This window comes from Affinundibacterium baiyunense (assembly GCF_018139645.1).
In the GTDB taxonomy this organism is placed as follows: domain Bacteria; phylum Pseudomonadota; class Gammaproteobacteria; order Burkholderiales; family Burkholderiaceae_D; genus Undibacterium; species Undibacterium baiyunense.
Map to the genome: position 1 here is coordinate 53,326 of NZ_JAGSPM010000013.1, position 26,133 is coordinate 79,458.

At 45.7% G+C, this 26,133-nt stretch carries 21 protein-coding genes; 13 read left to right on the forward strand and 8 right to left on the reverse strand.

Annotated features, from left to right (window positions below):
* Window positions 1-2: 2 nt before the first annotated feature.
* The 4 genes from KDM92_RS16745 (at window position 3) to KDM92_RS16760 (ending at window position 3,033) form a co-directional block, all read left to right on the forward strand.
* On the forward strand, window positions 3-575 hold the full coding sequence (locus KDM92_RS16745; RefSeq protein ID WP_212685554.1) for a chemotaxis protein CheW: 573 nt from the start codon (window positions 3-5) through the stop codon (window positions 573-575).
* Window positions 565-1,398: a CheR family methyltransferase gene (locus KDM92_RS16750; protein ID WP_212685555.1), complete on the forward strand. Its 834-nt coding sequence runs from the start codon at window positions 565-567 to the stop codon at window positions 1,396-1,398. The genes KDM92_RS16745 and KDM92_RS16750 overlap by 11 nt, the downstream gene beginning before the upstream one ends.
* A 154-nt stretch (window positions 1,399-1,552) precedes the next feature.
* Entirely contained in the window at window positions 1,553-1,933 is a 381-nt protein-coding gene (locus KDM92_RS16755) for a chemotaxis protein CheD (protein ID WP_230408401.1), read from the forward strand.
* Window positions 1,933-3,033 carry a protein-glutamate methylesterase/protein-glutamine glutaminase gene (locus tag KDM92_RS16760; protein ID WP_212685557.1) on the forward strand — a complete coding sequence of 367 codons (1,101 nt, stop codon included), beginning with the start codon at window positions 1,933-1,935 and terminating at the stop codon, window positions 3,031-3,033. Before KDM92_RS16755 ends, KDM92_RS16760 begins: the two co-directional genes overlap by 1 nt.
* A 49-nt stretch (window positions 3,034-3,082) precedes the next feature.
* Here KDM92_RS16760 and rfaE2 read toward each other — a convergent pair whose 3' ends face one another.
* Window positions 3,083-3,562 carry a D-glycero-beta-D-manno-heptose 1-phosphate adenylyltransferase gene (gene rfaE2 / locus KDM92_RS16765; protein WP_212685558.1) on the reverse strand — a complete coding sequence of 160 codons (480 nt, stop codon included), beginning with the start codon at window positions 3,560-3,562 and terminating at the stop codon, window positions 3,083-3,085.
* Window positions 3,563-3,917: 355 nt separating this feature from the next.
* Here rfaE2 and KDM92_RS16770 point away from each other — a divergent pair, with 355 nt between their 5' ends.
* Window positions 3,918-4,430 (forward strand): glutathione peroxidase, encoded by a 513-nt coding sequence (locus tag KDM92_RS16770; protein ID WP_230408404.1) that lies wholly within the window; start codon window positions 3,918-3,920, stop codon window positions 4,428-4,430.
* Window positions 4,431-4,534: 104 nt separating this feature from the next.
* Here KDM92_RS16770 and KDM92_RS16775 read toward each other — a convergent pair whose 3' ends face one another.
* A complete protein-coding gene (locus KDM92_RS16775; protein ID WP_212685560.1) occupies window positions 4,535-5,476 on the reverse strand; it encodes a PhaM family polyhydroxyalkanoate granule multifunctional regulatory protein in 942 nt (313 codons plus the stop codon).
* Window positions 5,477-5,631: 155 nt separating this feature from the next.
* Here KDM92_RS16775 and KDM92_RS16780 point away from each other — a divergent pair, with 155 nt between their 5' ends.
* Genes KDM92_RS16780 through queC form a run of 3 tightly spaced genes read left to right on the forward strand, consistent with a single transcriptional unit; the run spans window position 5,632 to window position 8,242 of the window.
* The gene (locus tag KDM92_RS16780) at window positions 5,632-6,750 is read left to right on the forward strand and encodes a DUF3108 domain-containing protein (RefSeq protein WP_212685561.1); all 1,119 of its coding nucleotides are present in this window, start codon (window positions 5,632-5,634) and stop codon (window positions 6,748-6,750) included.
* Between the two features lie 5 nt (window positions 6,751-6,755).
* The gene (locus tag KDM92_RS16785) at window positions 6,756-7,496 is read left to right on the forward strand and encodes a DUF3108 domain-containing protein (RefSeq protein ID WP_212685562.1); all 741 of its coding nucleotides are present in this window, start codon (window positions 6,756-6,758) and stop codon (window positions 7,494-7,496) included.
* Window positions 7,497-7,531: 35 nt separating this feature from the next.
* Window positions 7,532-8,242 (forward strand): 7-cyano-7-deazaguanine synthase QueC, encoded by a 711-nt coding sequence (gene queC / locus KDM92_RS16790; protein ID WP_189346320.1) that lies wholly within the window; start codon window positions 7,532-7,534, stop codon window positions 8,240-8,242.
* 40 nt (window positions 8,243-8,282) lie between these two features.
* On the opposite strand, the gene KDM92_RS16795 is transcribed toward queC, so the two are convergent.
* The gene (locus KDM92_RS16795; protein WP_212685563.1) at window positions 8,283-10,508 is read right to left on the reverse strand and encodes a bifunctional diguanylate cyclase/phosphodiesterase; all 2,226 of its coding nucleotides are present in this window, start codon (window positions 10,506-10,508) and stop codon (window positions 8,283-8,285) included.
* A 165-nt stretch (window positions 10,509-10,673) separates the two neighbouring features.
* Window positions 10,674-11,951: an Hsp70 family protein gene (locus KDM92_RS16800; RefSeq protein ID WP_212685564.1), complete on the reverse strand. Its 1,278-nt coding sequence runs from the start codon at window positions 11,949-11,951 to the stop codon at window positions 10,674-10,676.
* 363 nt (window positions 11,952-12,314) lie between these two features.
* Between KDM92_RS16800 and gshA the strand changes: the two genes are divergently transcribed.
* Complete coding sequence (gene gshA, locus KDM92_RS16805; RefSeq protein ID WP_230408402.1) at window positions 12,315-13,928, forward strand: glutamate--cysteine ligase; 1,614 nt, start codon at window positions 12,315-12,317, stop codon at window positions 13,926-13,928.
* A gap of 58 nt (window positions 13,929-13,986) precedes the next feature.
* On the opposite strand, the gene KDM92_RS16810 is transcribed toward gshA, so the two are convergent.
* From KDM92_RS16810 to KDM92_RS16825, 4 genes are all read right to left on the reverse strand, one after another.
* A complete protein-coding gene (locus KDM92_RS16810; RefSeq protein WP_212685566.1) occupies window positions 13,987-14,604 on the reverse strand; it encodes a DUF4124 domain-containing protein in 618 nt (205 codons plus the stop codon).
* 277 nt (window positions 14,605-14,881) lie between these two features.
* Complete coding sequence (locus KDM92_RS16815) at window positions 14,882-15,559, reverse strand: phage tail protein (RefSeq protein WP_212685567.1); 678 nt, start codon at window positions 15,557-15,559, stop codon at window positions 14,882-14,884.
* Window positions 15,560-15,778: 219 nt separating this feature from the next.
* Window positions 15,779-16,486: an aspartyl/asparaginyl beta-hydroxylase domain-containing protein gene (locus KDM92_RS16820; protein ID WP_212685568.1), complete on the reverse strand. Its 708-nt coding sequence runs from the start codon at window positions 16,484-16,486 to the stop codon at window positions 15,779-15,781.
* A gap of 62 nt (window positions 16,487-16,548) precedes the next feature.
* On the reverse strand, window positions 16,549-17,037 hold the full coding sequence (locus tag KDM92_RS16825; protein ID WP_212685569.1) for a GNAT family N-acetyltransferase: 489 nt from the start codon (window positions 17,035-17,037) through the stop codon (window positions 16,549-16,551).
* A gap of 201 nt (window positions 17,038-17,238) precedes the next feature.
* On the opposite strand from KDM92_RS16825, the gene KDM92_RS16830 reads away from it, so the two are divergent.
* The 4 genes from KDM92_RS16830 to KDM92_RS16845 form a co-directional block, all read left to right on the forward strand.
* A complete protein-coding gene (locus tag KDM92_RS16830) occupies window positions 17,239-17,556 on the forward strand; it encodes a DUF6916 family protein (RefSeq protein WP_212685570.1) in 318 nt (105 codons plus the stop codon).
* Between the two features lie 177 nt (window positions 17,557-17,733).
* Complete coding sequence (cysC, locus tag KDM92_RS16835) at window positions 17,734-18,267, forward strand: adenylyl-sulfate kinase (protein ID WP_212685571.1); 534 nt, start codon at window positions 17,734-17,736, stop codon at window positions 18,265-18,267.
* A gap of 7 nt (window positions 18,268-18,274) precedes the next feature.
* Entirely contained in the window at window positions 18,275-19,111 is an 837-nt protein-coding gene (locus KDM92_RS16840) for a sulfotransferase (RefSeq protein WP_212685572.1), read from the forward strand.
* A 68-nt stretch (window positions 19,112-19,179) separates the two neighbouring features.
* Window positions 19,180-26,133, forward strand: a 6,954-nt coding sequence (locus tag KDM92_RS16845) for a DUF4347 domain-containing protein (RefSeq protein WP_212685573.1), incomplete at its 3' end; no start/stop codon positions are given.

Here is a 26,133-nt window from a genome sequence, read left to right on the forward strand (position 1 = left end):
CTATGAATGCAATCAGCAAAGTGAACAACGGCGCTCTCGCAAATGTCGCAGATAAACCATCCTCAGAATCGGGGCAATTTCTTACCTTCGTGTTAGGAGGCGAAGTCTTCGCGCTCGGCATTCTAAACATTAAAGAAATTATTCAGTACGGTGATTTAACAGAAGTCCCGATGATGCCGAACTTTATCCGCGGCGTCATTAATCTACGTGGGCGCGTCGTGCCAGTAGTGGATTTAACCGCCCGATTTAATCGCGGCACAACCAGCATCTCGCGCCGCACTAGCATTATCATTATCGAGATGGTACAGAGTGATCAATCGGAAACTCAAAGTATCGGGATTGTGGTTGATGCGGTCAATGAGGTGATTGAAATTGCCAGCGGAGATATCGAACCACCACCGTCTTTTGGCGCAAAAATTCGCCCCGACTTTATCAGCGGCATGGCAAAAAAAGACGGACGCTTCATCATCGTTCTCAATTTAGATCAAGTGCTCTCGGTAGATGAAATGCTAGCGCTCGGGAACTCAATAGACACCTCATCACAGAATGCTGCAGAGACGGAGCATGAACAATAAGTCGATTCATTATGCGGCGCCAGTTGCTCTAAAAAAGAACGAGTTTGAATGGATCTCTCGCTTCTTATATGAACGTACTGGCATTGCTTTAAATGACGGAAAACAAGCATTAGTGATGGGGCGCTTGGATAAGCGTTTGCGTAAACGAAATTTACTATCCTATAGCGAGTATTTTGCCTTATTGGGACGCCCGGGTTATGAAGATGAGACTACAGTTGCGATTGATTTACTAACTACCAATGAAACATATTTTTTTCGTGAGCCCAAACACTTTGATTTTCTAAAAAACATCGCTTTTCCACAATATCAGCGACAAAAACAAATACGAATTTGGAGCGCCGCAAGTTCCAGCGGCGAAGAGGCATACACGATCGCCATGACACTAGCTGAATACTTTCAAGGTGATGATTGGGAAGTGATAGGAACCGATATCTCAACGCGCATGCTGGAGAAGGCACAACGCGGACTTTACCCGATGTTAGCCGCCGACAAAATTCCAAAAACATTACTAAAGAAATACTGTTTGAAGGGACGTGACGAATTTGAAGATTTCTTTTTGCTTGATTCAAGCATTCGTCAACGTGTTCGTTTTAGCATCGCCAATTTAATCGAACCTCTACCCGAACTAGGGATGTTTGATGTAATATTTTTGCGTAATGTCATGATCTATTTTGATAAAGATACAAAAAAACGCTTAGTCGAAAAAATTACTACGAAACTACGGACTGGAGGTTATTTTATTGTCAGTCATTCTGAATCCCTCAATGGTTTGGATTCTCCACTTAAGTTAATTGCTCCTTCAATCTATCAGAAGACGTTCTAAGGCTAAACAGTTTTTGCCTGTTATTGACACTTATCTATACTGTATGAATGAACCGAGCTTTTATATCGACATATTTTTGCAGCCTGGAGAATTTTATTTCGGTGATCACGAAACCAGAATCCGCACCATTTTGGGCTCATGTGTATCGATTACCATGTGGCACCCCATTAAACGAATCGGCGGTATGTGTCACTACATGCTCCCCAAAAATAAACGCAATCCTCACAATATCGGACTCGATGGCAAATATGCAGAAGATGTCATGCGCTTGTTTCTACAACAAATCAAAGCATCGAAAACATCTGTACACGACTATGAAGTAAAGATTTTTGGCGGTGGAGATCAATTTCCAGCACAAGATCAGCGGGTATTTTCCGTATCTGAACAAAATGTGAAAATTGGTCGCCAATTATTGCAAGAATACGGTTTTAAGATTAAGTCCGAGCACCTTGGCGGTGTCGGACATAGAAATATTATTTTTGACTTGTGGTCAGGAGACGTCTGGGTCAAACATGTTGATAAGACAATGGAATAATGAAACCCAAAATTAAAGTGATGCTGGTCGATGATTCAGCCGTTGTGCGACAAGTTTTATCTGCCCTACTCACAAAAGATGGCAGTATCGAGGTAATTGCTTCAGCTCCCGATCCTATCTTTGCGATGGATAAAATGAACTCCAATTGGCCCGACGTCGTTGTACTTGATGTGGAGATGCCAAGAATGGATGGCATTACCTTTCTCAAACAAATTATGACGGTACGTCCAACACCAGTGATCATTTGCTCGACACTCACTGAGAAGGGCGCAGCAACATCGGTACAAGCGCTTGCAGCGGGAGCAGTAGCGATTGTCACGAAGCCAAAAGCAGGTCTAAAAAACTTTTTAGAAATGGATGCTGGAGACATCGTGCAAGCGGTTAAAGCTGCTGCTGGAGCGAATCTACGCCCTTTTCGCAATCTCAATTTAGCATCCACCAACACCGCATCTATCCCACCAGCAAAAATCAAAATTGACGAAGTGATGCCAGCACTAAACGCAAGCTTAACTAGCGCAATGGCGGTTACAACGGATAAATTGGTGGCGATTGGTACTTCGACTGGTGGCACGCAAGCACTGGAAACAGTATTAAGAAAATTATCAAGAACCGCACCTGGCATCGTGATCGTTCAGCATATGCCAGAGAAATTTACCGAAGCATTTGCCGATCGTCTCAATAAACTATGCGCAATGGAAGTGTTGGAAGCCAAAAATGGGGATCGTGTTATCCCAGGTCGCGCGCTGGTCGCGCCAGGTGGTCGTCACATGCAAGTCAAACGCAGCGGTGCACAGTATCATGTTGAAATTATCGATGCGCCACCAGTGAACCGTCACCGTCCTTCGGTCGATGTCTTGTTTCGCTCCGTCGCTAAATGTGCAGGCAAAAATGCACTGGGGATTATCATGACTGGCATGGGTGACGATGGCGCATTAGGTATGCGAGATATGCACGATGCAGGTGCTGAAACAATCGCGCAAGATGAGAAGACCTGTATCGTCTATGGTATGCCGAAAGAGGCAGTAAAACTGGGAGCGGTCGACAAAGTCGTGGCGCTTGACGCAATAGCTGGCCTAATTGAAACCTACGGGAAAAAGTAGACTTCTTGGAATTAACTTTCCTAGAAGTCGAGTGAAAAAACGCTCGAGCTTAAGTTTGACTCCGCATCTTTTGCAAAGTCTTGGTCGTCGATCTGTCATGTTCAAATTGAATTGCCGCCACTTGACCACCATAAGCTATCACTGCCTTACCTTCAGGGATTGAATGCATATCGTAGTCGCCACCCTTCACATAAATGTCGGGATGCACAAGTGTGACCGCTTCAAGTGCCGTATCACCATCAAAAGCGACCACTAAATCAACCGACGCGAGCGCTGCCAGTACCGCCATTCTATCTTCGCAAGTGTTGATAGGCCGATCATCACCTTTGCCCAAACGCTTTACCGAGGCATCAGTGTTCACTGCCACAATCAACGATGCGCCCATCGCTCTTGCTTGCGCCAAATAAGTGACATGGCCACGATGCAATAAATCAAAAACCCCATTTGTCATGACCACCGGATGAGGCAATTGCTGCACTCTACTGACTAACTGCGAAACCTCGCATATTTTATTTTCAAAACTTGGCATAGTGATTTAATTCTTGTTGGTTAGGTCAAAACCATTTTAGAGGTGCTTCTTTAAGAAACACGAAATTGGATCAATAAAAATTGTTCACACTGTAACTGGCTGCACCATTCTCGGCAACTCTCCGCAACTATTAGCAACTCTTGGCAACGAAGCGCCACTTTTTACGGCGAACTACCGCTGTCAGCAGAACAAAAAAAATTGCGTTAAGATGCTCCATCAAATTGAGATTGGTACACGTGATTTACCATGCTGTGACGCAAACACATACCCCAATTAAGAATACCAAAATTACATTTTAGGAGCCTCTATGTCTATCACATCCAAGCTAGTCCTCATCGGTGCATTATTTTTTAGTATGTCTGGCCTCGCTCAGGCACAAACAGATAGCTGTCCAGAGATTTTGCAACATAGCTTCAATCGCTTGCAAGACGATGCGCCACAAAATTTGTGCCAGTTCAAAGGGAAAGTTGCATTGGTTGTTAATACTGCCAGCTACTGCGGTTTTACTAAGCAATACGAGGGATTAGAAGCTCTGTATGCCAAATACCAATCTCGTGGGTTGGTTGTGCTTGGCTTTCCATCGAATGATTTCGGCAAACAAGAACCCGGAACGAGTAAAGAAATTGCGGATTTCTGCTTTAATACTTACGGCGTAAAGTTTCCTATGTTTGCGAAATCTTCAGTACGCGGTGACGATGTTAATCCATTTTATGCACAACTCATCAAAGCAACTAACACCACGCCAAAATGGAATTTCTATAAGTATTTAATCGACCGTAACGGCAAAGTCTTGGCTGCTTACGCCAGCACAACAACGCCTGAGAACAAGGGCTTGGTTGCGGCAATTGAAAAAGCGCTTGGAAATTAAGCGTGGGCATTCAGTTTAGATATTAAAGCTTGGCTGCTGATCGATGTTTGATCAGCAGCCTGTAAAGATTTGCGTAGGCTGACATCACACAGCTTGCGCAATACTTAAATCTTCTTGACTGCCGCTTTAGAGACTATTTTTGAAGCGACTTTCGGAGCAGCCTTAGCTTTGGCATTGGCTACTGGGCGCGCCTTGGATTGCGAACTCGACTTGGTCGTTGCTCTGCTCTGCGTTTTTATTGGCGTTTTTATTGGCGTTTTTTTAGGGCTCGAAGTTACAGTTTTTTTCGTAGTAGCCCTTGCGGCCGGCGACTTTGTTGGCGCTGCCTTGGTGGTCGTTTTTTTCACTTTTGCGTTCGTCTTATCGGCTTTTTCGCGACTAGACCGCGCCGGAGAAACGTCTTCATTTTTCATTGCGTGCGTCAAAGCTTGCTTGAATTGATCTTGCAACACAGTCCACCATGCAGCTGGATTGTGAAAACCAGAACTTAAGTTCTCGGTGGATGGTTTGGCCTCATTACTTACTGGCGAGTCTGCACTTGCCTCTACAGCTTCTATAGTCTCGCTAGAATTAGTGGCGCCTTCGTCTTCAATATCAAATTCTTCCTCTTCATTTTCTTCGACGCTAGGTTCTGGTATTGGCGCTGTCGATCCAGAAGGATTAAAAGACGAACTAGTCGTCTTACTTGCATGCATAGGCCAAGCTTGCTTGAGCTGCTCATCCACTGCGGCATTATTCGCATGATTAGATTCAGGTGTAGCACTGGTTCCATTTCCAGCCTGCGCAAAACTTTCTCCCATCGTCTTCAGTGCGGCTATCGTTGCGCGCTGCACCTCTAAGGCTTGGATTGTGCCTTTTAGCATATTCATGTTAACAGTTAACCAAGACTCGACTGTTTTTAAATCCTTAATTTGCTTATCTAACTCATCAACCGACAGCGTTGGCGTTACCATACCTGGTAGTTGCATATCACCCCAAAGTTTTTTCACAAATGCTAATGGGTCGTGCATGTTGCCACTTGTCGTTTGTTGAAAGGGATTTTGCATAGCTACAACTCCTATAATGAACGTGAAATCGGGGGCGAGGAGAAATTACCCTGCCGCCCTCCACTATCAGACCAAATTGAATTTCTAAGCTTGAGAGATACTAAACATGAACCCGCCTTGTCGCAAGATAAAGCAAGAAGGTTTACACTACGGACATGAGCAAGAATTTATTCCCATTCCCTTTTAAGCAACAACTGAGCAAACCCAGTACTTGGCTCTTTTTGTTGACGACCATCTTACTGCATATTTTCTTATTCGAGTCAGCCTCTTGGAAAGTTTCACCTGCATCGTCTGAATCTGATATTCCAGCAAGTGTCAGCGTCTATTTGCGACCAGAAACAATTGAAGACGCACCAGCGCCAAACGCGCCACCAAGCGTAGAAAAAGCAAAAACAAGTGTCACGACAACAGCACCAGTCACAAAAAAAGAAGTCCCAAGTTTAGACCAACAAACAGATACGAAGCCCGAGCCACCTCAGCAAGAATCGAGTACGACCGAAACAAACAATACGACTACTGAAACACCAGTAATTGCTGAATCCACTGCGAATCCAAGTGATGGTGCAGCGATGCCAGAATTTTCATTCAAGTTCCCACCACCTGCAGAATTACAGATGGAAGTTTCTTACGCCAAAGTCAACGACAGCCCGACCACTGGCGTTGCTACTCTGACGTGGGAAAGAGATATAGAGAAATACAAAATTTCGATCGAGGTTGGCATCAATTTATTAATTACTAAACTCAATTTGATGACGATCACTAGCGAAGGTTATAGCGATATCTACGGCTTAATGCCAGTAGTAAGTCATGACATCCGCAGGACGCGTGCGGCGACAGCCATTCACTTTAATCACAAAGATAAAGTCATCAGTTTTTCATCTTCCAATAAAAGTATTCCAATGGAAAATGGTGCGCAAGATGCCGCGAGCATTTTAATGCAGCTAGCCGCTATTGGAGCTGCGAACAAAAGTCAACTTGAGGTGGGACGAGAATTCTCTATCCAAGTAGCGGAAGGACGCGATGCAACACCATTTTTGTTTCGAGTAATTGGAGAAGAAGAAATTGACAGTAAGCTCGAACCAGAAACAGGAAAACTAACGACCGTCCATATTACAAGACCGCCAAAGCCCGGCTTTTACAACTCGCAATTAGATATCTGGCTGGCACCTAGCCTAGGTTGGTATCCAGTACAAATTCGCAATACAGAAAGTAATGGCACCATCACCAATCAGGTGGTTACTTCAATCAAACAAAATATTCGCTATGAAAACTAATCGACATGTTTGCTAAGAAAATTTTTTCCGTCATTATTTACAGTCTTTTGTTTTTTACTAAGATCACATCGCATGCTGAACAGCTGACATTCCCGCCTTCCGCCGAGTTATTGTATAGCTTGAAGTCAACGCAAAAAGGTGTTCCTGTCAGTGGCGAAGCAAAAGTGCAATGGCAAGTGAGCAAACGTGATGATCAAACCAAACTGTATCGTGTAAACTCGGAGACCAAAGTAGCGATTTTTGGGAAAATTTTGGTCAGTAGTAGCAAAGGTAGTATTCAAGAATTTGGCTTGGCACCAGAGCAATTTCAAGAAAAACGATTTCGCCGCGCAGAGGTCAACACCTATTTCGATCGTGAACAGAAAATCATCCGATTCTCTGAATCGGATTTACAATATCCAATTCATGGCGGCGAACAAGATCGTTTAAGCGCGACTTGGCAATTAGTTGGACTTGTACAAAAAACCGGAGCACAGACTAAGCTTGAGCAAGAATGGAAGATGTTCGTCGCGGGTTCGCGCGATGCCGATCCATGGACTTTCAAGTTCAGTGACTTTACCAAAATTCGTACCGCACTGGGCGAGCTTAATGTCATGCACATTATAAAAGCCCCACCTAGTGATGCCCAAGGCCAACGTATTGAACTATGGCTAGCACTTGATATGGGGTTTTATCCAGTTCAAATTCGCTACCAAGATCATAATGGCGATGTGTTAGAACAAAAAATTATCTCAATCAAAAATTAAACAAAAATCAAACAAAATTTTTAGCGATAAACACAATGACTATTGAAAAACAAAGTGCACTAGTTTTATTCAGTGGCGGACAAGACTCAAGCACCTGCTTGGCATGGGCGCTGAGTCGCTATCAACGTGTAGAAACAATTGGATTTGACTACGGCCAAAGACATGCGATTGAACTAACGATGCGTCCACAGCTTTTGCAAAAAATGCGTGGATTGTCGACCGATTGGGATCAAAAATTAGGTGAAGATCACATGATCGATCTATCACTCATTTCTCAATTATCGTCGACAGCTATGACAGAGAATATTGCAATTCAAATGCAAGAAAATGGCTTGCCAAATACCTTTGTACCTGGACGCAATCTGATGTTTATGATGGTTGCTGCGACACTCGCCTACCGTCGGCAGTTGGGAGTATTGGTTGGTGGCATGTGCGAAACTGATTTTTCTGGTTACCCTGACTGCCGCGACGATAGCTTAAAAGCCTTGCAAGTCGCATTAAATCTTGGCATGGCGAGTCGCTTAACAATTGAAACACCATTGATGTGGATCGACAAAGCCGAATCATGGCGCTTGGCTGAGAGCTTAGGTGGAGAGAAGTTAATTGAATTGATTCGTCACGATACGCATACTTGCTATTTAGGTGAGCGCGGCCAAATGCATGATTGGGGTCATGGTTGCGGAACTTGTCCCGCATGCGATTTGCGAGCGAAGGGATATCATCAATATCGCGCAGCAAAGAAATAGGTTGCTTGTGTGGTGTAGTATGCATGACGCATCTACAGCACTATTTCCACTCACGTAACCAAGGTTCGATTGCACTCTCTAGCATAGGGCGGGCAACTAAAAATCCCTGCCCTTCATCGCAACCTAATCGATTTAATACCTCCCAGTGCAATTCTGTTTCGATACCTTCCGCGATAATTTTCAATCCCAGTTTTTTACCTAACTGCGTAATAAGTTCAGCGATACGCGGTCCACCTTCGGTATCAATTTGGGCGACAAACGCGCGATCAATTTTCAGTCGATCAACGGGCAATTTATCGAGATAACTCAAAGATGAAAAGCCAGTTCCAAAGTCATCAATCGCAATTTGCACGCCCATATTTTTCAAGCGCGCTAACGCATCTTCAAACAATCCAGCGCCATTCATCGTCACTGATTCGGTGATTTCCAATTCCAAATAATGTGGTGCCAAGCCACTATCGCGCAAAGCATTTTCAACTAGTTCAAAGAAATCCGGCTGTCGAAATTGAATCACCGACACATTGACTGCGATGCGATCTAATTGAAAACCCTTTTCCAGTAATTGCACCATCGTAAAACATGCGGTACGCATTACCCATGCGCCTAAACTGATAATCAAACCGGAGTGCTCTGCCAAAGGAATAAAATCGGTCGGTGGAATCATTTGACCATCGTCCGTACGCCAGCGCAGTAAAGCTTCGAAACCCAAGACGCGACGACTGTGTAGATCAATCTGCGGTTGATACATCAAATACAAGCGCTCCGCATCAAATGCTTTATGTAGATGCTGCATGAGCATTGCACGCTCACGAATCTCTACCCCCATCTCTCGCGTGAACAAAGTGTAAGAGCCACGTTGATAGCCTTTGGTGCGCTTGAGCGCAATGCTGGCATCTTTTAATACATCGGCACCGGATTGTGTGTATGAATCTAAGGCGACCAAGCCCATTGACATCGATACCGCATGCGAGGTGTCATCAATAATGAAAGGATCAACAAATAATTTTTGTAAATCGGCAGGTTGTAGTACACGTGTATTCCCCAGCAAGCCAAACACATCGCCACCAATACGCGCCAAGAAAGCTTGCGCGCCTATTGCATTTTGTAATCGTGTGGCGACCGCTCGTAATAAAAGATCGCCATAACGATGGCCAAGTACATCGTTGATCTCAGCAAAATCATCGATATCAATCAATACCACCATCTGCTCCGGTGTTCTTTGCTCAATCGAATGATCGATTTGCTCAATAAATCGCAGACGATTCGGCAACATCAATAATTGATCGCGGAATGCGTAATTTTTTAATTGACTGACTAAGCCAAGATTATCTAAACATACGCCTAAGTTGAAGCAAAAGATCTCTAATAATTGTTGATCAATTGAAGACAAGGCGTAAGGTAATTCAATGAATGCCGCGATCGCTCGTTTTCCTCGTCCAGAGAAATACAAGGTCATATTATGCTCTTCGAACAATGAGGTGCGTTCAGACAAGGCGCGGCGTAAGGAATCTCTAATCACGGGATTATCGATTTCATCGATAGGCCGATTCATCAGATTGCGATAATGTCCAGCTGAGGCGATGACGCTATAACGCAAACTATTATCAAACTGTAGTGCCTCATCACACTGCGCGCATAACAATCCTTCGGATGGCACACCACACAAGGCGGCAATTTGGGTGATCACACCAGAGGCAAATCCCTCGATCCCATCCTGCATCGAGAAAGCCGAACTGGAGGTGATAATTTGATGTAAGCCGCGACGACTGGCTTCGATGGTGCGCAATTGATCATATGAACGAATCGCGGCTGTTAAAGCTGTTAATAATTTTTTTCGTGTGAGTTCGTTTTTAGTCTTGTAGTCGTTGATATCGTAGTCACGAATCGCGTCTTCTTCAGGAGCATAACCTGGTTGCCCTGTACGCAAGATGATGCGAGTGTCTAGCCACTTTAATTCATCGCGAATAAAGCACACCAGGTCTAAACCGGCGTGCTCGGTTTCCATTACAACATCCAGCAATACCACTGCGATATCGGATTCGACTGCGAAACGCTCATGCGTTTCTGCTTTGGAGTAGGTATGAATAAACTCTAGACGTCGATTGAGAATTTTGACGTCCAGCAAAGAGAATTCTGTCGCCCGATGAACATCTTCATCGTCATCGACAATTGCGATCTTCCAAGTACGTTGTGAGATATTTGCCAAAACCTCGGTCTCAAGGTCTTCTTCAATGAGTATCTCATCATCATCCAAGTGTTCTGACATGCTGCCTCCGCCGTAGGGAAACTCACACTAACAAAGTGCATTCAGTATATCGCAACCACCTTTCCGTGCAACAACAAATTCAGAGCAACTTTACAACAGTCTTCATATCAAATTAAACAGATGACAAGAGACAGCAAGCATAATCCTGGCCTCTGATTCACGCTTCTATGCAAAGCGTCTTGTGGCATCCCAAGCGAGACCTGCGCCGATGCTACCAAACACATCACCTTGCACTAATTTCGCATTCGGCAAGAGTTGTTGCAAATCGCGCCGCAATCCGCGCACACCACTTGCACCTCCAGTAAAAAACACAGTATCAATGCGTGATGCTGCAACGCCTGCATTTTGAATCGCATTAGCAATTGTCTGATTCAATTGTGAAAACAAGGGCGCAATCGCGGCATCTAATTGGGTGCGATCTAGTGATAAAGAATGCTGTCGTGAACGATCTTCTCGACTATGCAATCGCTCCAATTCTAGTTGTACCATTTCTGCATCACTTAAACGGATTTTTGCCTCTTCCGCTTTTAAGGCGAGCCAATGACCATCTCTTTGTTCAATTAATTGCAAAAAACAGGCGCATCGATAGCGCAGCTCAGGATCACTGATATCGCGACAAATGTCTTGAGTTTCGCGCACCACTTTCTGCGAGTACACCAAGTTAATGGTATGCCAAGTTGCCAAGTTAAAATAATTTGCGGAAGGCATTTCGATACCATTGTTTAAGCGACCTCCCATCCCCAGCAGAGGCATCAGCTGTTGCAAACTCAGGTATTTATCAAAATCAGTTCCACCGATATGCACGCCTGTATTACTTAAAATATCGGCTTGCCGATCTATTTGTTGACGGCGCTCTGGCGACAAACGAATCACAGAAAAATCAGCAGTACCACCACCGATATCAACCACCAAAACCAATTCTTCTTGCTCAATACGCGACTCATAATCCAATGCCGCTGCAATCGGTTCGTATTGAAAGGCGACTTCTTTGAAGCCAGCGGCAATTGCGATTTCACTTAAGGTGTTTTCTGCTTTTTTGTCCGCACTAGGGTTGTCATCGATAAAGAAAACTGGGCGGCCGAAAACTGCCTGTTCGATTTTTTGTTGCGCAGAATTTTCAGCACGTCGCTTCAACTCAGTGATGTACTGAGTCAACAATTGTTTGTAGCTCAATTGACGCCCTTGCACTTCGGTGTATCCATCAATCAGCGAAGTGCCTAAAAGACTTTTCATCGACCGCATCAGGCGGCCTTCATAGCCATCTAAATAGGCAGTTAAAGCAGCGCGACCATAAGCCACTTCATCTAAATCGGCATTAAAGAAAATCACGGACGGCAAAGTTGGCTTTTGCTCTTCTAAATTTAACAGTCGCACCTGATTGCCGTCGTGAAAACCTACTGTTGAATTTGATGTACCAAAATCCAAACCACATACATTATTCATTCAACATTCCATTCCTGCTATTTCAGCTTTTTCACAAAACCGAGATCTTAAACTAGTTGGTACGCCCTGTGAGCAATAAAACTGCGCAGCTTTCTAATCCATAGCAAGATGAAATTCATCATTTGCGATCAATAATATGCTTAGCAAGCAAACCCACTGTCATCAAGCAGCAACTTTTAAATGGCAAAGTTGGGCGCAATCATGCGCACTTTCTTGCGCCAGATCAACGATCACTTGCAATATCGAAGACCAGCAAAAAAATGCGTGAGAATATGCGCTTTCCAAATTTCGGCTATCCTATACAAACTTTATCTGGTCGATCATTGTGCGCCTCCGGTATAACACAAGCAAAGGATGCTTAACTTGAACAGCCCTACCCGCAACTTACTTGAACAACGCCTACAACTGATTAATACGCCTGCGAACTTGCCACTACTACAGCAAGGCTTACGCGGGATCGAACGCGAAACCTTGCGCGTGAATGCGCAAGGGCAATTGATGCTTACCCCACACCCAATTGGACTGGGCTCAGCATTAACCAATCCGCTGATCACAACGGATTATTCAGAATCGCTACTTGAATTTATTACACCAGCCGAACAAGATATTTCCATTGCGCTCGACAAGCTCGATGCGATACATCGCTTCAGCTACACCCAATTTAACAATGAGATGCTATGGAATAACTCGATCCCTTGCGAGTTACCCACTGAAGCAGAAATTCCAATCGCTTGGTATGGCACCTCACATATTGGCATGATCAAGCATGTTTATCGACGCGGTTTAGCACTACGTTATGGCAAAAGTATGCAGTGCATTGCTGGTATCCATTACAACTATTCGCTGTCCGAGAATCTATGGAAATTGATTGCGCAAGCAGAAGGTGACAAGCGTAAACACCAAGATTATCAATCTGAAAGTTACATCGCTTTAATTCGTAATTTCCATCGATATAGTTGGTTGCTCATGTATTTGTTTGGCGCGTCGCCGGCACTTTCCAAGAGTTTTTTACGTGGTCGCCAACACAATCTAGAAAGTTTGTCGGACGACACTCTGTATCTGCCTTATGCGACAAGTCTACGCATGAGCGATCTAGGCTATCAGAATAACGTCCAAGATGGATTGGTGCCACCTTACAACACGCTATTAGACTACATGCGCAGTCTATCGCTGGCGGTTCGAAAACCGCATCCTCCTTACGCTGAGTTGGGCATCAAGAAAGATGGCGAGTGGATGCAAATTAATAGCAATGTGCTGCAAATCGAGAATGAATTCTACGCGACCATACGCCCAAAACGTGTGATCAAAACTGGCGAACGTCCGGTTGAAGCGCTATGCGCTCGTGGTGTGCAATATATTGAAGTCCGTTGTATGGACGTTGATCCATTTGAAGCTTTAGGAATTAATTTATCGACCTCACGTTTCTTAGATGCCTTCTTACTTTTCTGTGCCCTCGACGAAAGTCCATTAAGCAATCAAGCAGAAGGCCAAGAAAATCTCGATAACTTTGCACTCACGGTTAAGTACGGCCGCAAGCCCAATCTTAATTTACAGAATCAAGGGAAGCCGATTTCTTTAAAAGCCTGGGGCGAAGAGCTTCTGTCAAAAATAAAACCACTAGCTTTACTGTTAGATCAGCAAACACAATCAACGGAACATCAGGATAGTTTGGCACTGCAATTTGCTAAACTGGCTGATCCGGAATTAACTCCGTCTGCTCGCGTTCTGAAAGCGATATCCGAACATCAAAACTCGTTTGCGCAATTTGCACTGGCGCAGAGTTTACATTTTGCGCAGCACTTCAAAGCTAATCCGCCAGATGAAAAGCAAACCGCATTTTTTGAAAAATTGGCGGCTGACTCAATTGCAGAACAAACAGCCATGGAAGCAAACCAGACTGGTAGTTTTGATGAATTTATTGAAGACTATCGTTCGAGAACTTCAAGCCAAATTTGTTGCGAAGGATTTCAACAGTAAGCATTGCACTTACGACTGATAACTGATTAGTGGAAAGCAGAAATCATAACGCCACGACTTAGCGGCGCGTTCTGCTGACCACTTCACGAAATCGCTTTAGCGTGTCATCGTATTCACGATTCGTTCTTTGTATTCCCTGATCGTAGAACGCGATTGATTTACGTGTACTTAAAACATTGTTCGATAGATCATCGGCACGTCTTTGAATCGATTCAAATTCTTGCGTAGTTTTTTTCGAGGTCTTTAATTCCGCCTGCAAACCAAGCAGCACCTGATTAAAAGTCTCCAACTGCTCATTCGCCAAGCGTTTTTTATCCTGCAGAACATCAACCGCACGCTTACGTGCTGACTCAACATCTGCTTCGCTTTGATAGTGCGCTAACAAATAACGCTCCTCGCGCTTGCGCTCTTCTTCAGCGGCTTGTTGCTTTTGCTTTTGTTCTTGTTCTTGCGCAATTTTCTGTTTTTCTTCGGCACTTAAGGGCGGCAGAATATTCCTTTTAAAACGACCTGCGTCTGAATACACTTTCATACCACGGCTAATACACTCGGGAATCGGACGATCTGAGGTGACAACTTTGCCTTGCGCAGTCGTGCAACGAAAAATATCAGCGTGAGCCTCTTGCACAGAAGAGCAACACATGGCACTCAAGAGCGTTATAGGCAGCTTATTCACGATTAGATTTTTATTGGTGGTCGAAAACAGAATCTCAAAATGTAATCTAACTTCAGATGTAAGCAGCTCGTTATCTTGTCGAATATCAACTATTCGACAGCAACGAAATTCATGCGTACAAACACGCTTGAATTTACACGAGTTCAGTCTGATCAGAAAACAAAATTATGATTTTTGCAGACCACTTCGTCGTTTTTTAATCTCGCCGAAAAAGCGCAAAAAAACCGAGTAGACTCAAAGCCTACTCGGTTTACAGACCCATCTATTTCAAGCTAATTTAGTTCCTTGACGGGAAAATACCTTCCATCGCAATAATATAATTCAAACCTAAGTAAGGTTGCATATTGGAAATCGTCGCATTTGTTACTACTGGTGCAACCAAAGGAGTTCCCGTTCCAGTATTTCCGGTAGTTACAGTGCCACTGCCAGTTACTGTAGTGGTTACGCCACCCAGATCGACAGGGCTCGTTGGCGCTGTACCAGCTGGCAAATAAATTGCTGCACCAGATTGACCTCCCGCAGTAGCGGTCAGACCACCATTGTTAGCAACTGCTGGCAACCCACCATTTGTCCCTGTACCAACTGTCACGCGTGTCGTCGCATTTAAGGCATCTAGGGCTAACGTAGCGGGATGATTATGTGCTGGCAAATTAGCCAAAGTTAGCGTGATATTTACTGTGCCGTTGGCAATCACCGTTGTGTTGTTCGTACCACCCTTTTCGCCTTGAACAACATTGGATAAGCCTGGACCTTGCGCTTGCGACCCTACAATCGTACGGCCTCGCAGATCTGGCAGGCCGAAAGTAGTTTGGCCGTCGCCTCCATACATCGTTCCCAACAGAGCAAACATCGCGGAATTTTGTGCGATAGGAATAATCTGTCCATTACAAAACATCCAACCGCGTGGTGGGTAATTAAAAGCGACTGGCAGAACGGTACCCATGAATGCATCCATTTATATCTCCTTCGTGTGTAAATACAGCAAGAACGATAGCGCGATTGCGCCCACTTTATTTTTTAACTTTAGAAAAACAGATAGATTCATCTATTCCTAAAAATTAAAATTCATATAATTACTTACTTTTTTAGTAATGCCTACTTAAAAATTCGATTTTAGTAGTATTTTTATCTAAGCAATTGATATGCCAGCCTTAATATGTTGCTAGTGGGAAGCTTATTTAGAATCAAGTGCGATCGCCTCTAACTCATCTGCCAATGCCAAGCCCGCAGGGAATCCAGCTAGACGCAAACGTTCGATTATCTCGAACACATTGCCGTCATGAATGGAAGGATCGGGATAGCGAGGTAAAGGTCGAGGCACCCAACCAGCTTGTTTGAAGACATGTTCAAGCCAGGCATTACTGACACAGTCAAGCATCAAATGAATACGTGCTTGTTGACTATCATTGCGCACGCCATGCAGGCAGCTTGCATTCAAATACCAAGTATCACCAGCAGAAAAATGTACAGGCTGATGGTCTATCATAAAAATTACTTCAGGCGATGTTTGAATGGGAATATGCAATCGCGTAATGCCATCTTCTAGACTAGTACCAGCATCTACATGTTCTTTAATGATGCCACCAGCCTCTAGAGACATTAGGCGTATCGAGGTTGTCTCACATTTAAAATGCTTGATCACTTCTCTGAAGTAAGTGCATTGTTCGAGGATAACCGTGTCCTGAAATTCCGCACTATCAATTGGTAATATGTGATCGATGCTTCCGCCAACCGAACGTAAAGGAATACAAGACCAATCTTTCTCGTAAGCTTGTGTATTGAAATGTTTTATCCATGGCGATTGCACCGCCAAAGCTAAATCGTGCTTGAGCCTTGTAACATCAAACGAAAACGGTAATTTTAGATATGGGCAACTCGACATAAAAGCACATTCATTTAGATTGAAGTTAAATCACAAAGATTAAGCAATTCAAATCAGTAAATTCAAACCGTAACGGCAGGATGCCAATTCATTTGATCGAATAAACCATCACTACTTTGTACAACAAAACCCAGCCGCTGATAGACAGCAAAAGCCCGCAAATTAGTAGATTGCACCGCTAAACTAATCGCTTTGCCATGACTACTAGCATATTCTTGCAAGCCAACAAGCACTTGTGTGGCGTAACCTTTGCCCTGCCATTCTGACTTGATCGCGATGTCGATAAGACGTATCGACGACTCATCCTGCGCAAACACGATACGCCCCACAGAATCTTCTTGCCACAGTAAAAGTCTGTGCAGAGCATTCGGATAGCTGTGCGCTATTCCTTGTGTCTGACTCATTTGCTGCATACGAATCATCTGCTGCATCGCCAATTTAGGTAGGAACATCGCCAACAAGTCCGGCCGACTATCTTGATACAGTGCATCTAAAAAATCCTGATCACTAGCTTCAATTTGTCGCCAACTCAATGGTGGTTTTAAATGCATCAAGATACCAACCTCAGAACAGAAATAAAACGAATTCAGCTAAAAAAAGTAAAGCAAAGAATATTCCCAAACTTTGAACGCCGAATTGGTATGCGTTGTTGAATGGCACATCACTTGCTATGATTTCATAAAAATTAGGTATTTTTCACAGTTTAAACTCATACCGACCCAAGGTCGTGAATAATCAATATTGGAGAAAATATGTCACTCAGCTTTGCACGGGCGCAAACTTTATTACATAGCAGCTTTATCGTTCACACTTCAGTTGGCACGGTCGAGTTGCGTCTGATTGAAGCAACTGAGATAGCGCGACCAGGATTACCCGCCGAATATCGCACGCCGATGTTACTGGTATTTTCGGCACCAGCTAGTCCAATACTTGCCCAAGATAATTACTATTTCGACCACCCTGACATCGGCCGCCAGTTCTGGTCGGTTGCTCCGGTGCAAGCACCTGCGAATCGACCTATTACGCTCAACAATGAACCTCTAAGCTTCTATCAAGTCTTATTTAATTAAATTGTATTCAACATGTAAATTAGTGCAATTAGCCAGACCTTACATGTAAATGACATTCACACTTTCACCGACGTAGCAAGACAAATTACTGTGAAGCAATGGTATGGTTTTTGCTATATTTTAGTGATGGCAATCACTGCGCATAATGATTAAGTATTGCAGTAAGGACTTTGACTTTTGAACAGTACTCAAAACAAATACGCTTTAACTTGGTGGTTGACTGGGCTTTCGGGCGCGGGCAAAACCACTTTAGCAAACGAGCTTGCTGCAAAACTGCGCGAGCAAGAATTTCCGGTTTGCGTGTTAGATGGCGACGAATTAAGACAAGGCCTGTCAAAGGACTTGGGATTTAGTATGGCAGAACGCGAGGAGCAAGGGCGACGCGCCGCAGAAATGGCAAAGATACTCAATGCAAATGGTATTTTTGCGATCATTTCACTGGTTTCGCCAAGTGCTAGTGGTAGAAACTTAGCCAGAGATATTGTTGGAGCAAATCAATTCATTGAATGTTATATATCAACGCCTTTACATATCTGTGAACAACGAGACGTCAAAGGCTTGTATGCAAAAGCGAAAGCGAACCCCGCAATCCAATTGACCGGAATATCGGCACCATACGAAGCACCAATGAAGGCCGAGTGCACAATCGACACATCTCAAATAGATCGAGCAAGTGCTGTCAACCAACTTTATGCTTTTTTGAAAGATTAAGAATTTTATGTCACCTACCAAGTACCATTTTATTTCTGGACTACCACGTTCTGGCTCCACTTTGTTAGCGGCGCTGCTTCTACAAAATCCACGCTTTCATGCAGGCATGACTAGCCCTGTTGGAAGCCTGATGAAAGGCATGCTGAATCAACTAGGCGCTGGGAGTGAATTTGGTTCGGTAGTCAATACAAATCAAAGGCGACGTCTCACCCGCGGTATTTTTGATTCTTATTATGCGGAACAATCAGATAAAGAATTGATTTTCGATACAAACAGGATGTGGTGCAGCAACCTACCTGTATTGATGGATCAGTTCCCTGGCTCCAAAGTCTTGGCCTGCGTTCGAAATGTAGCTTGGATTATGGACAGTATAGAACGACGTTATCGAGCTAATCCTTATGAGGTAACTCGATTATTTAATGATGACGTTGAACGTAATACCGTCTACAGCCGAGTTGAGACTTTAGCGCAAGCTAATCGTTTAGTTGGCTTTCCTTGGACGGCTTTAAAAGAGGCATTTTATGGCGAGCATGCTAGCTCATTACTAATTATTGACTACGACTTACTCGCACAAGTACCGCAAAAAGTGATGCCACTTATTTATCAATTCTTGGACGAACCTGAGTTCGCGCATGACTACAACAATTTAAATTACGACGCCCCAGAATTTGATGCGCCACTTGGCATGCATGGTTTACATACTGTTCGTAAAAAAGTCAGCTTCGAGAATAGAAAGACAATTTTGCCCCCTGACTTATTTGAAAAATATGACTCACTCTCGTTCTGGAAAGACACGGGCAATAGTAGTGCCAATGTGATTTCTATCAAAGAAGCATCTAGGTAAAAGAAAAATACACTGCAAACGCACGAACCATTAGCAAGACATCAAACGATTATTAAGGCGCAAATATCATGAGCAATTTCAATTTAGATCAATCGCTAAATGCAAAATCAAATGACAACAATTTCAAAGTTAATGACATTGCGATGATGAAAGCGCTCGCCTCAAATATCACAAGCAACGAGATCTTAGCTAACACACCGAGCTCACCCAGTGTCATTTTTGTTGATAGTAGAGTCAAGGATTCCGCAGCGCTCTTAAAAAATATTCCAAACGGAACCGAGGTTATCATCCTCAATCACAATACCGATGGTTTGCAGCAAATCGCAAATTACCTGTCTGGCAAACAAGTAGCCTCTATTCAGTTGGTCGCACATGGATTTGAAAGTCAATTGTGGCTAGGTTCGAGTTTTCTCGACAATGCGACTCTTAGCAATTTCAAAGACTCATTAGCAAAAATCGGCGAAGCATTAACTCCTGATGGAGATATTTTGATTTACTCTTGCGATCTTGCTGCTGGCGAAGATGGGCTTGAATTTGTAAATGACTTAGCCAATTTCACAGGCGCCGATATCGCGGCATCAAACAATCGTACTGGTCTAAATGGTGATTGGGAATTAGAGATTACGACCGGAAACATCGAAGCGAAAAGTGCGCTCTCACAGGACGCGATCGCTAGCTATGAACATGCATTAGCAACGCTTACTGTCACAACCAATGCCGATAGCGGTGCAGGTAGTTTACGCAATCAAATCGCGGCAGCGACTAGCGGCGATACGATTGCCTTCAACGCCAATATGAGTATTACCTTGAGCACTGGGCAATTACAGATCAGTAAGAACCTCACCATACAAGGTGATCGTGACGCCAACGGCACGGCAGATGTCACCATTGATGCGAACTACACCAGTCGCGTACTCTCTATCACCACTGGTACAGTCACACTCGACGGCTTGATTATTCAACACGGTTTGCTTTCTGGGAATGGTGGTGATTACGATAGTTTGAATGGTAAAGATGCGCTTGGTGCTGGTATCAGTATTACTGGCGGTACAGTCACCATCAAAAATTCAAGCATTACTGCCAATGTCGCCGCTGGTGGTGGCGGTAACGGTGGGGGCTCTGGCTACGGCTACGGTGGAGGTGGTGGTGGTGGCTTTAGCAGTAAAGGTGGAGCTAGAGGTGGGAATTACAATGCAGCATATTTAGGATTGGCTGGCGGCGGCGGCGCTGGTGGGAGAGGCGGCTACAAGACAACCTATGTAGGTGGGGCAGCTCAAACGGGTAAAGGCGGCAGTACTATCGCCGGGGCGGGTGGCACTGCCGCCAGTGGACTCTCTAGCGGTGGAAATGGCGGACGAGCCGGTAGCGCTTCCACTGGCTACATCGGCGGAGGTGGTGCAGGAGCTGGTGGATCAATGGCATCAGCTGTTGGTCGGGGCGGCGATGCGGCAGGTGGTATCTACATTGCCAGTGGTGCTACCGTATTTATAGCATCGAGCTCTATCACCAATAACCTCGGTGCTGGCGGCGGCGGCGCTGGAAGTAATGGAATGACTGGAGGTAGTGCCGTTAATGGCGCCGCTGGTGGTATTGGTGTCGGCGGTATCTTAAACAAAGGATCGCTAAGTTATTCAAATGCCTCAGTAACTACGTCAAATAATTATGGGGCTGGCGGTGCAGGTGGCGGTAGTCAAGGTACTAATACTGGTGGAACCTCTGGTAGCGGCAGTAATGCTGGCACCGAAAGCTTTGTCACCACTGGTTCTGGCACAACAGATTCAAATTGGGGACCGTCTATCACGAGCGCAACTTATGATGCCAACTCCGGCACTTTAGTGGTGACCGGCGCTAATATGACTAACGGTGGCACCATCGATGTCACCAAACTCAGTTTGGCAGGGCAAGGCGGTACCTACACGCTAACAGCGGCAACTAGCAATCCTACTACTAGCAGCGCTACCTCATTCACAGTAACGCTCGGTGCTGCTGACAAAATCGCGGTCAATGGTGTTTTAAACAAAAGTGGGACTAGCTCGGCCACGGGTGGTATTACCTTCAATCTAGCGGCCGCGGCCAATTGGGATGTAACAGCTGCCGCAGCAGCTGACTTGACTGGCAATGGGGTCACCGTATCCAACGTCACCGCACCAACGATCACCTCTGCATCCTACGACGCATCAACAGGCATCCTGTCTGTGACTGGCACGGGTCTGGTAAGAACCATAGGCGCGAATAATGATATTACAGTGAATCAACTGCGTATCGTTGGTGAAGGAGGAACTGGGCGCACATTGATCATTTCTAGCAATGTTGAAATTACCGACGCCTCAACTTTTGCAGTCCAATTAAGTGGCAATGACAGAATTATTGTTGATAGTCTACTCAACAAAAATGGAACTAGCTCGACTAGCGGATCAACCTATAATTTGGCTGCATTTGACGGTTGGAATAGTGATATTACCGGTGGCGACATCTCTGACGCGACTAGTGCACTGACAGTGGTGAATGTACCTGTACCAACCATCACTTCTGCTACCTATGACGCGACTACTGGATCGCTCGTTGTTACGGGCACAGGTTTCTTACAGTTGACTGGTGCTAACAATGATATCGTCGCTAATAAATTCACATTTACAGGTGAAGGCGGCAGCACCTATGCTCTGACCGATACCAGTAATGTCGATATCGCTACTACCAGCAATACACAATTTACGTTGGTCCTAAGCGCGACTGATAAATCTGGCGTTAATCAAATTATCAACAAGAGTGGCACAAGTTCTACCGGTGGCACAACCTACAATATTGCAGCGGCGGAAGACTGGGCGGCAGGTGCCGATGCGGCAGTCGTTGTTGCAGACCTAACTGGTAACGGTGTAACCGCTACTGTCGCGGCGCCCACTGTCACTTCCGCCACCTATGATGCCAGTTCAGGTACTTTAGTAGTGACCGGTACTGGATTTACGCATCGAGCAGGTGCAGGCAACGATATTATCGCCAATAAGTTCACGCTGACTGGTCAAGGCGGTAGTACTTACGCATTGACTGATACAGCAAACGTAGAAATTACTTCTGACACCAGTTTTACGCTTGTGCTTTCTACGACCGATAAAGCAGGCTTGCGTACCTTGCTCAATAACAATGGCACGCAGTCAGTTGGTGGCACTACTTACAACTTGGCAGCAGCGGATGACTGGGCAAACGGCACTGATGCAGCGCTCAATATCGCCGACACGACAGGTAATGGAATTACCGTATCAAATGTAGTATCTCCAACAATTACTTCGGCAACTTACGATGCTGGCACAGGTATTTTGACGGTTACTGGTACCAATATGGCCAGTGGTGATGCGATTGACGTGACCAAATTGACGCTCACTGGCCAAGGTGGCTCTTATACTTTGACAGCGGCAACTGCAAATGTCACAGCAAGCAGTGCGACAAGTTTTTCAGTAAGCTTGGGTGCTGCAGATAAAATCGCAGTCAATGGCGTGCTGAACAATAACGGCACCAATGCGGTAGATACGACTACATTTAACTTGGAAGCGGCTGCGAATTGGGACACTACCGTCACAACCTCAGCCGATCTGACGGGCAACGCCGTTACTGTTACAAATGTTGTAGCGCCAACCATTACTTCGGCAACCTATGATGGCTCTTCCAATGTATTGGTAGTAACCGGCACTGGTCTGGTCAAAACCATAGGCGCTAATAATGACATCACAGTTTCCAAATTGACCATTACTGGCGACGGTGGCTCGACTTATACCTTATCAACTACAGGCAATGTTGAAATCACTTCTGCTACCAGCTTCAGCCTCACCCTGACTGGAGCTGACATTGCCGGTGTCAACGCATTGCTCAACAAAAACGGCACGAGTTCGGCCGCAAGCGCAACCACCTACAATATTGCAGCTGCCGATGACTGGAATAGCGTGATCACTGGTGGCGATATTTCTGATCTGACGAGTAATGGCATTACTGTCGCCAACGCTGCACCTACCATTATTAGCTCAACCTATGATGCCAGTACCGGCACCTTAGTGGTTACCGGTGCCAATATGGTCACTGGCGATACGATTGACGTCTCCAAGCTATCCATCGCAGGTCAAGGCGGTTCCTACACTCTGACTTCCCCCAATGTTACTGCCGCCAGTGCCACCTCCTTTACGGTAACGCTCAATGCTGTTGACCAGCTCAACATCAACGGCATCTTGAATAAAAATGGTAGCTCTGCGGTAGATACTACCACCTTCAACCTAGCTGCTGCTGCCTCATGGGATGCCAGCCGCACCACCTCTGCCGATCTGTCTGGCAACGCTATCACTGTCTCGAATGTCGTCACGCCCACTATCACTTCGGCTACTTTCGATGGTTCTTCCAATCTCCTAGTGGTGACAGGCACAGGTTTAGTCAAAACAATTGGTGCCAACAATGACATCACCATTTCCAAGCTAACGATTACCGGTGAAGGCGGTGCGACCTATACCCTGTCCACGTCTAGCAACGTCGAAGTCACCTCTGCCACCAGCTTCAGTTTGACACTCTCTGGCGCAGATATTGCAGGCGTCAATAACCTGTTGAACAAGAACGGTACCTCCTCCATCAGCAGCACGACTTACAACCTCGCTGCCGCCGATGACTGGAACAGCGTCATCACAAGTGGCAATATCGCTGACCTGACCGGTAATGGCATCACAGTCTCAAATGCTGCACCTACCATTGTTAACTCCACCTATGATGCCAGTACCGGTACATTAGTGGTCACTGGTGCCAATATGGTCACTGGAGACACCATTGATGTCTCCAAACTATCAATCGCAGGTCAAGGCGGTTCCTACACCCTGACTTCACCTAATGTCACTGCTGCCAGTGCCACCACGTTCACTGTCACCCTCAATGCCGCTGACAAACTGGCGATCAACGGCATCTTAAATCAGAACGGTAGCTCTGCAGTGGATACCACCAACTTTAACCTTGCTGCCGCCGCTTCATGGGATGCCAGCCGCACCAGCAGTGCTGACTTGACTGGCAATGGCATCACGGTATCGAATGTCGCAGCACCAACCATTAGCGCTGCCACCTTTGACGGTACGACCAATGTGCTAACTGTCACTGGCACGGGTCTGGTCAGAACCCTCGGTGCCACCAATGACATCACCATCAGTAAATTGACGATTACCGGTGAAGGTGGTGCGACCTACACCCTGTCCACGTCCGGCAATGTTGAAATCACCTCGGCCACCAGCTTTAACATTACCCTATCGGGTGCCGATACCGGTGGCGTCTCCGCGCTGTTGAATAAGAATGGCACCAGCTCTGCTGTTAGCGCCACCGCCTATAATATTGCTGCTGCAGATGATTGGAACAGCGTCATTACCGGCGGCAATATTGCTGACCTGACTGGCAATGCCATCACTGTCTCGAATGCGGCACCGAATATTCTGAATGCAACGTATGACGCTGCCACAGGGATTCTATCCGTCTCTGCCGTCAATATCTTTAGTGGCGATACGATTGATGTCTCCAAACTGAGTCTCATCGGTGAGGCGGGAGGCTCTTATACCTTGACTTCCCCGAACGTCACCGCAAGTAGTGCCACGGCATTCTCTGTCACCTTAAATGCCGCCGATAAACTGGCTATCAATGGCTTATTGAATAAAAATGGCACATCTGCGGTCGATACCACCAGCTTCAACCTCGCTGCGGCTGCTTCCTGGAATGCCTCTACCACGTCGAATGCCGATCTGACAGGCAATGCCGTCACGGTATCAAATGTGACTGCACCAACAATTACTTCAGCGACCTACGATGTCACAACGCACATCCTGACCGTCACAGGTACAGGTTTGGTTAAAACGCTAGGTGCCACCAATGATGTGACCATCTCTACCCTCACTATCACTGGTGAAGGTGGAGCAACCCGTACACTATCAACCACAGGTAACGTCGAAATCACCTCCGCGACCAGCTTTGCCGTCACACTCGCCGGTGCTGACCAAACTGCTGTCGAAGCCTTGTTCAACAAGAATGGCACTACCTCCACCAATGGCACCACTTACAATCTCGCCGCTAGCGATGATTGGAATAGCGTCATCACAGGTGGCAACATTGCTGATGTAAGCTCGCCGATCACGGTCACCAATGTCCCGGTTCCGACCATCACCTCCTCTACCTATGATGCCATTACCGGCGTGCTGACCGTCACAGGTACCGGCTTTGCCAGCCTGACTGGTGCTAACAATGACATCGTCGCAAATAAATTCAGTCTGCAAGGTGAAGGCGGTGCCAGCTATACCCTGACTAACACGAGCAATGTCGAGATCAACTCTGCTACCTCCTTCACCTTGACTCTGAGTGCTGCCGACAGGCTCGGTGCCAATCTGATCATGAACAAGAATGGCACTAGTTCCACCAGTGCCAACACCTATAACTTGATCGCTGCCGAAGACTGGAACGCCGGTGCTGACGTAGCGCTTACCATTGCCGATCTGACTGGCAATGGTGTTACCGTCTCCAATGTGGTGGCACCGACCGTCACTTCTGCCACTTATAACGTTGCGACAGGCGTATTGGTCGTGACAGGCAACAACTTCCTGTCACTGACTGGTGCGAACAATGACATCACTGCCAATCGTGTCCGCTTTTTGGGTCAAGGTGCCTTCAACTACACGCTGACCGATACCAGTAACGTCGATATCACCTCCAACACCAGTTTCACGATGACCATGAGTGCCAATGACAAGGCGGCATTGGCATTAAGGCTGAACAAGGATGGTACTTCTTCCACCGATAGCACTACCTATAACATAGGCATGCTGGAAGACTGGAATGCTGGTGCTGCCTCTGCTGTCGTGATCGCAGATCTGTTTAGTAATGCGGTCACTGTAACAGGCAATAACGTCGCCCCAGTTATTGGTGGCGCATTAGCTGGACAAACAGTCAATCAAGGCTCGACACTGAATCCTTTTGCGTCCATCACCATCACTGACCCCGATGTTGGTGCGTCCGAAACTGTTACCATC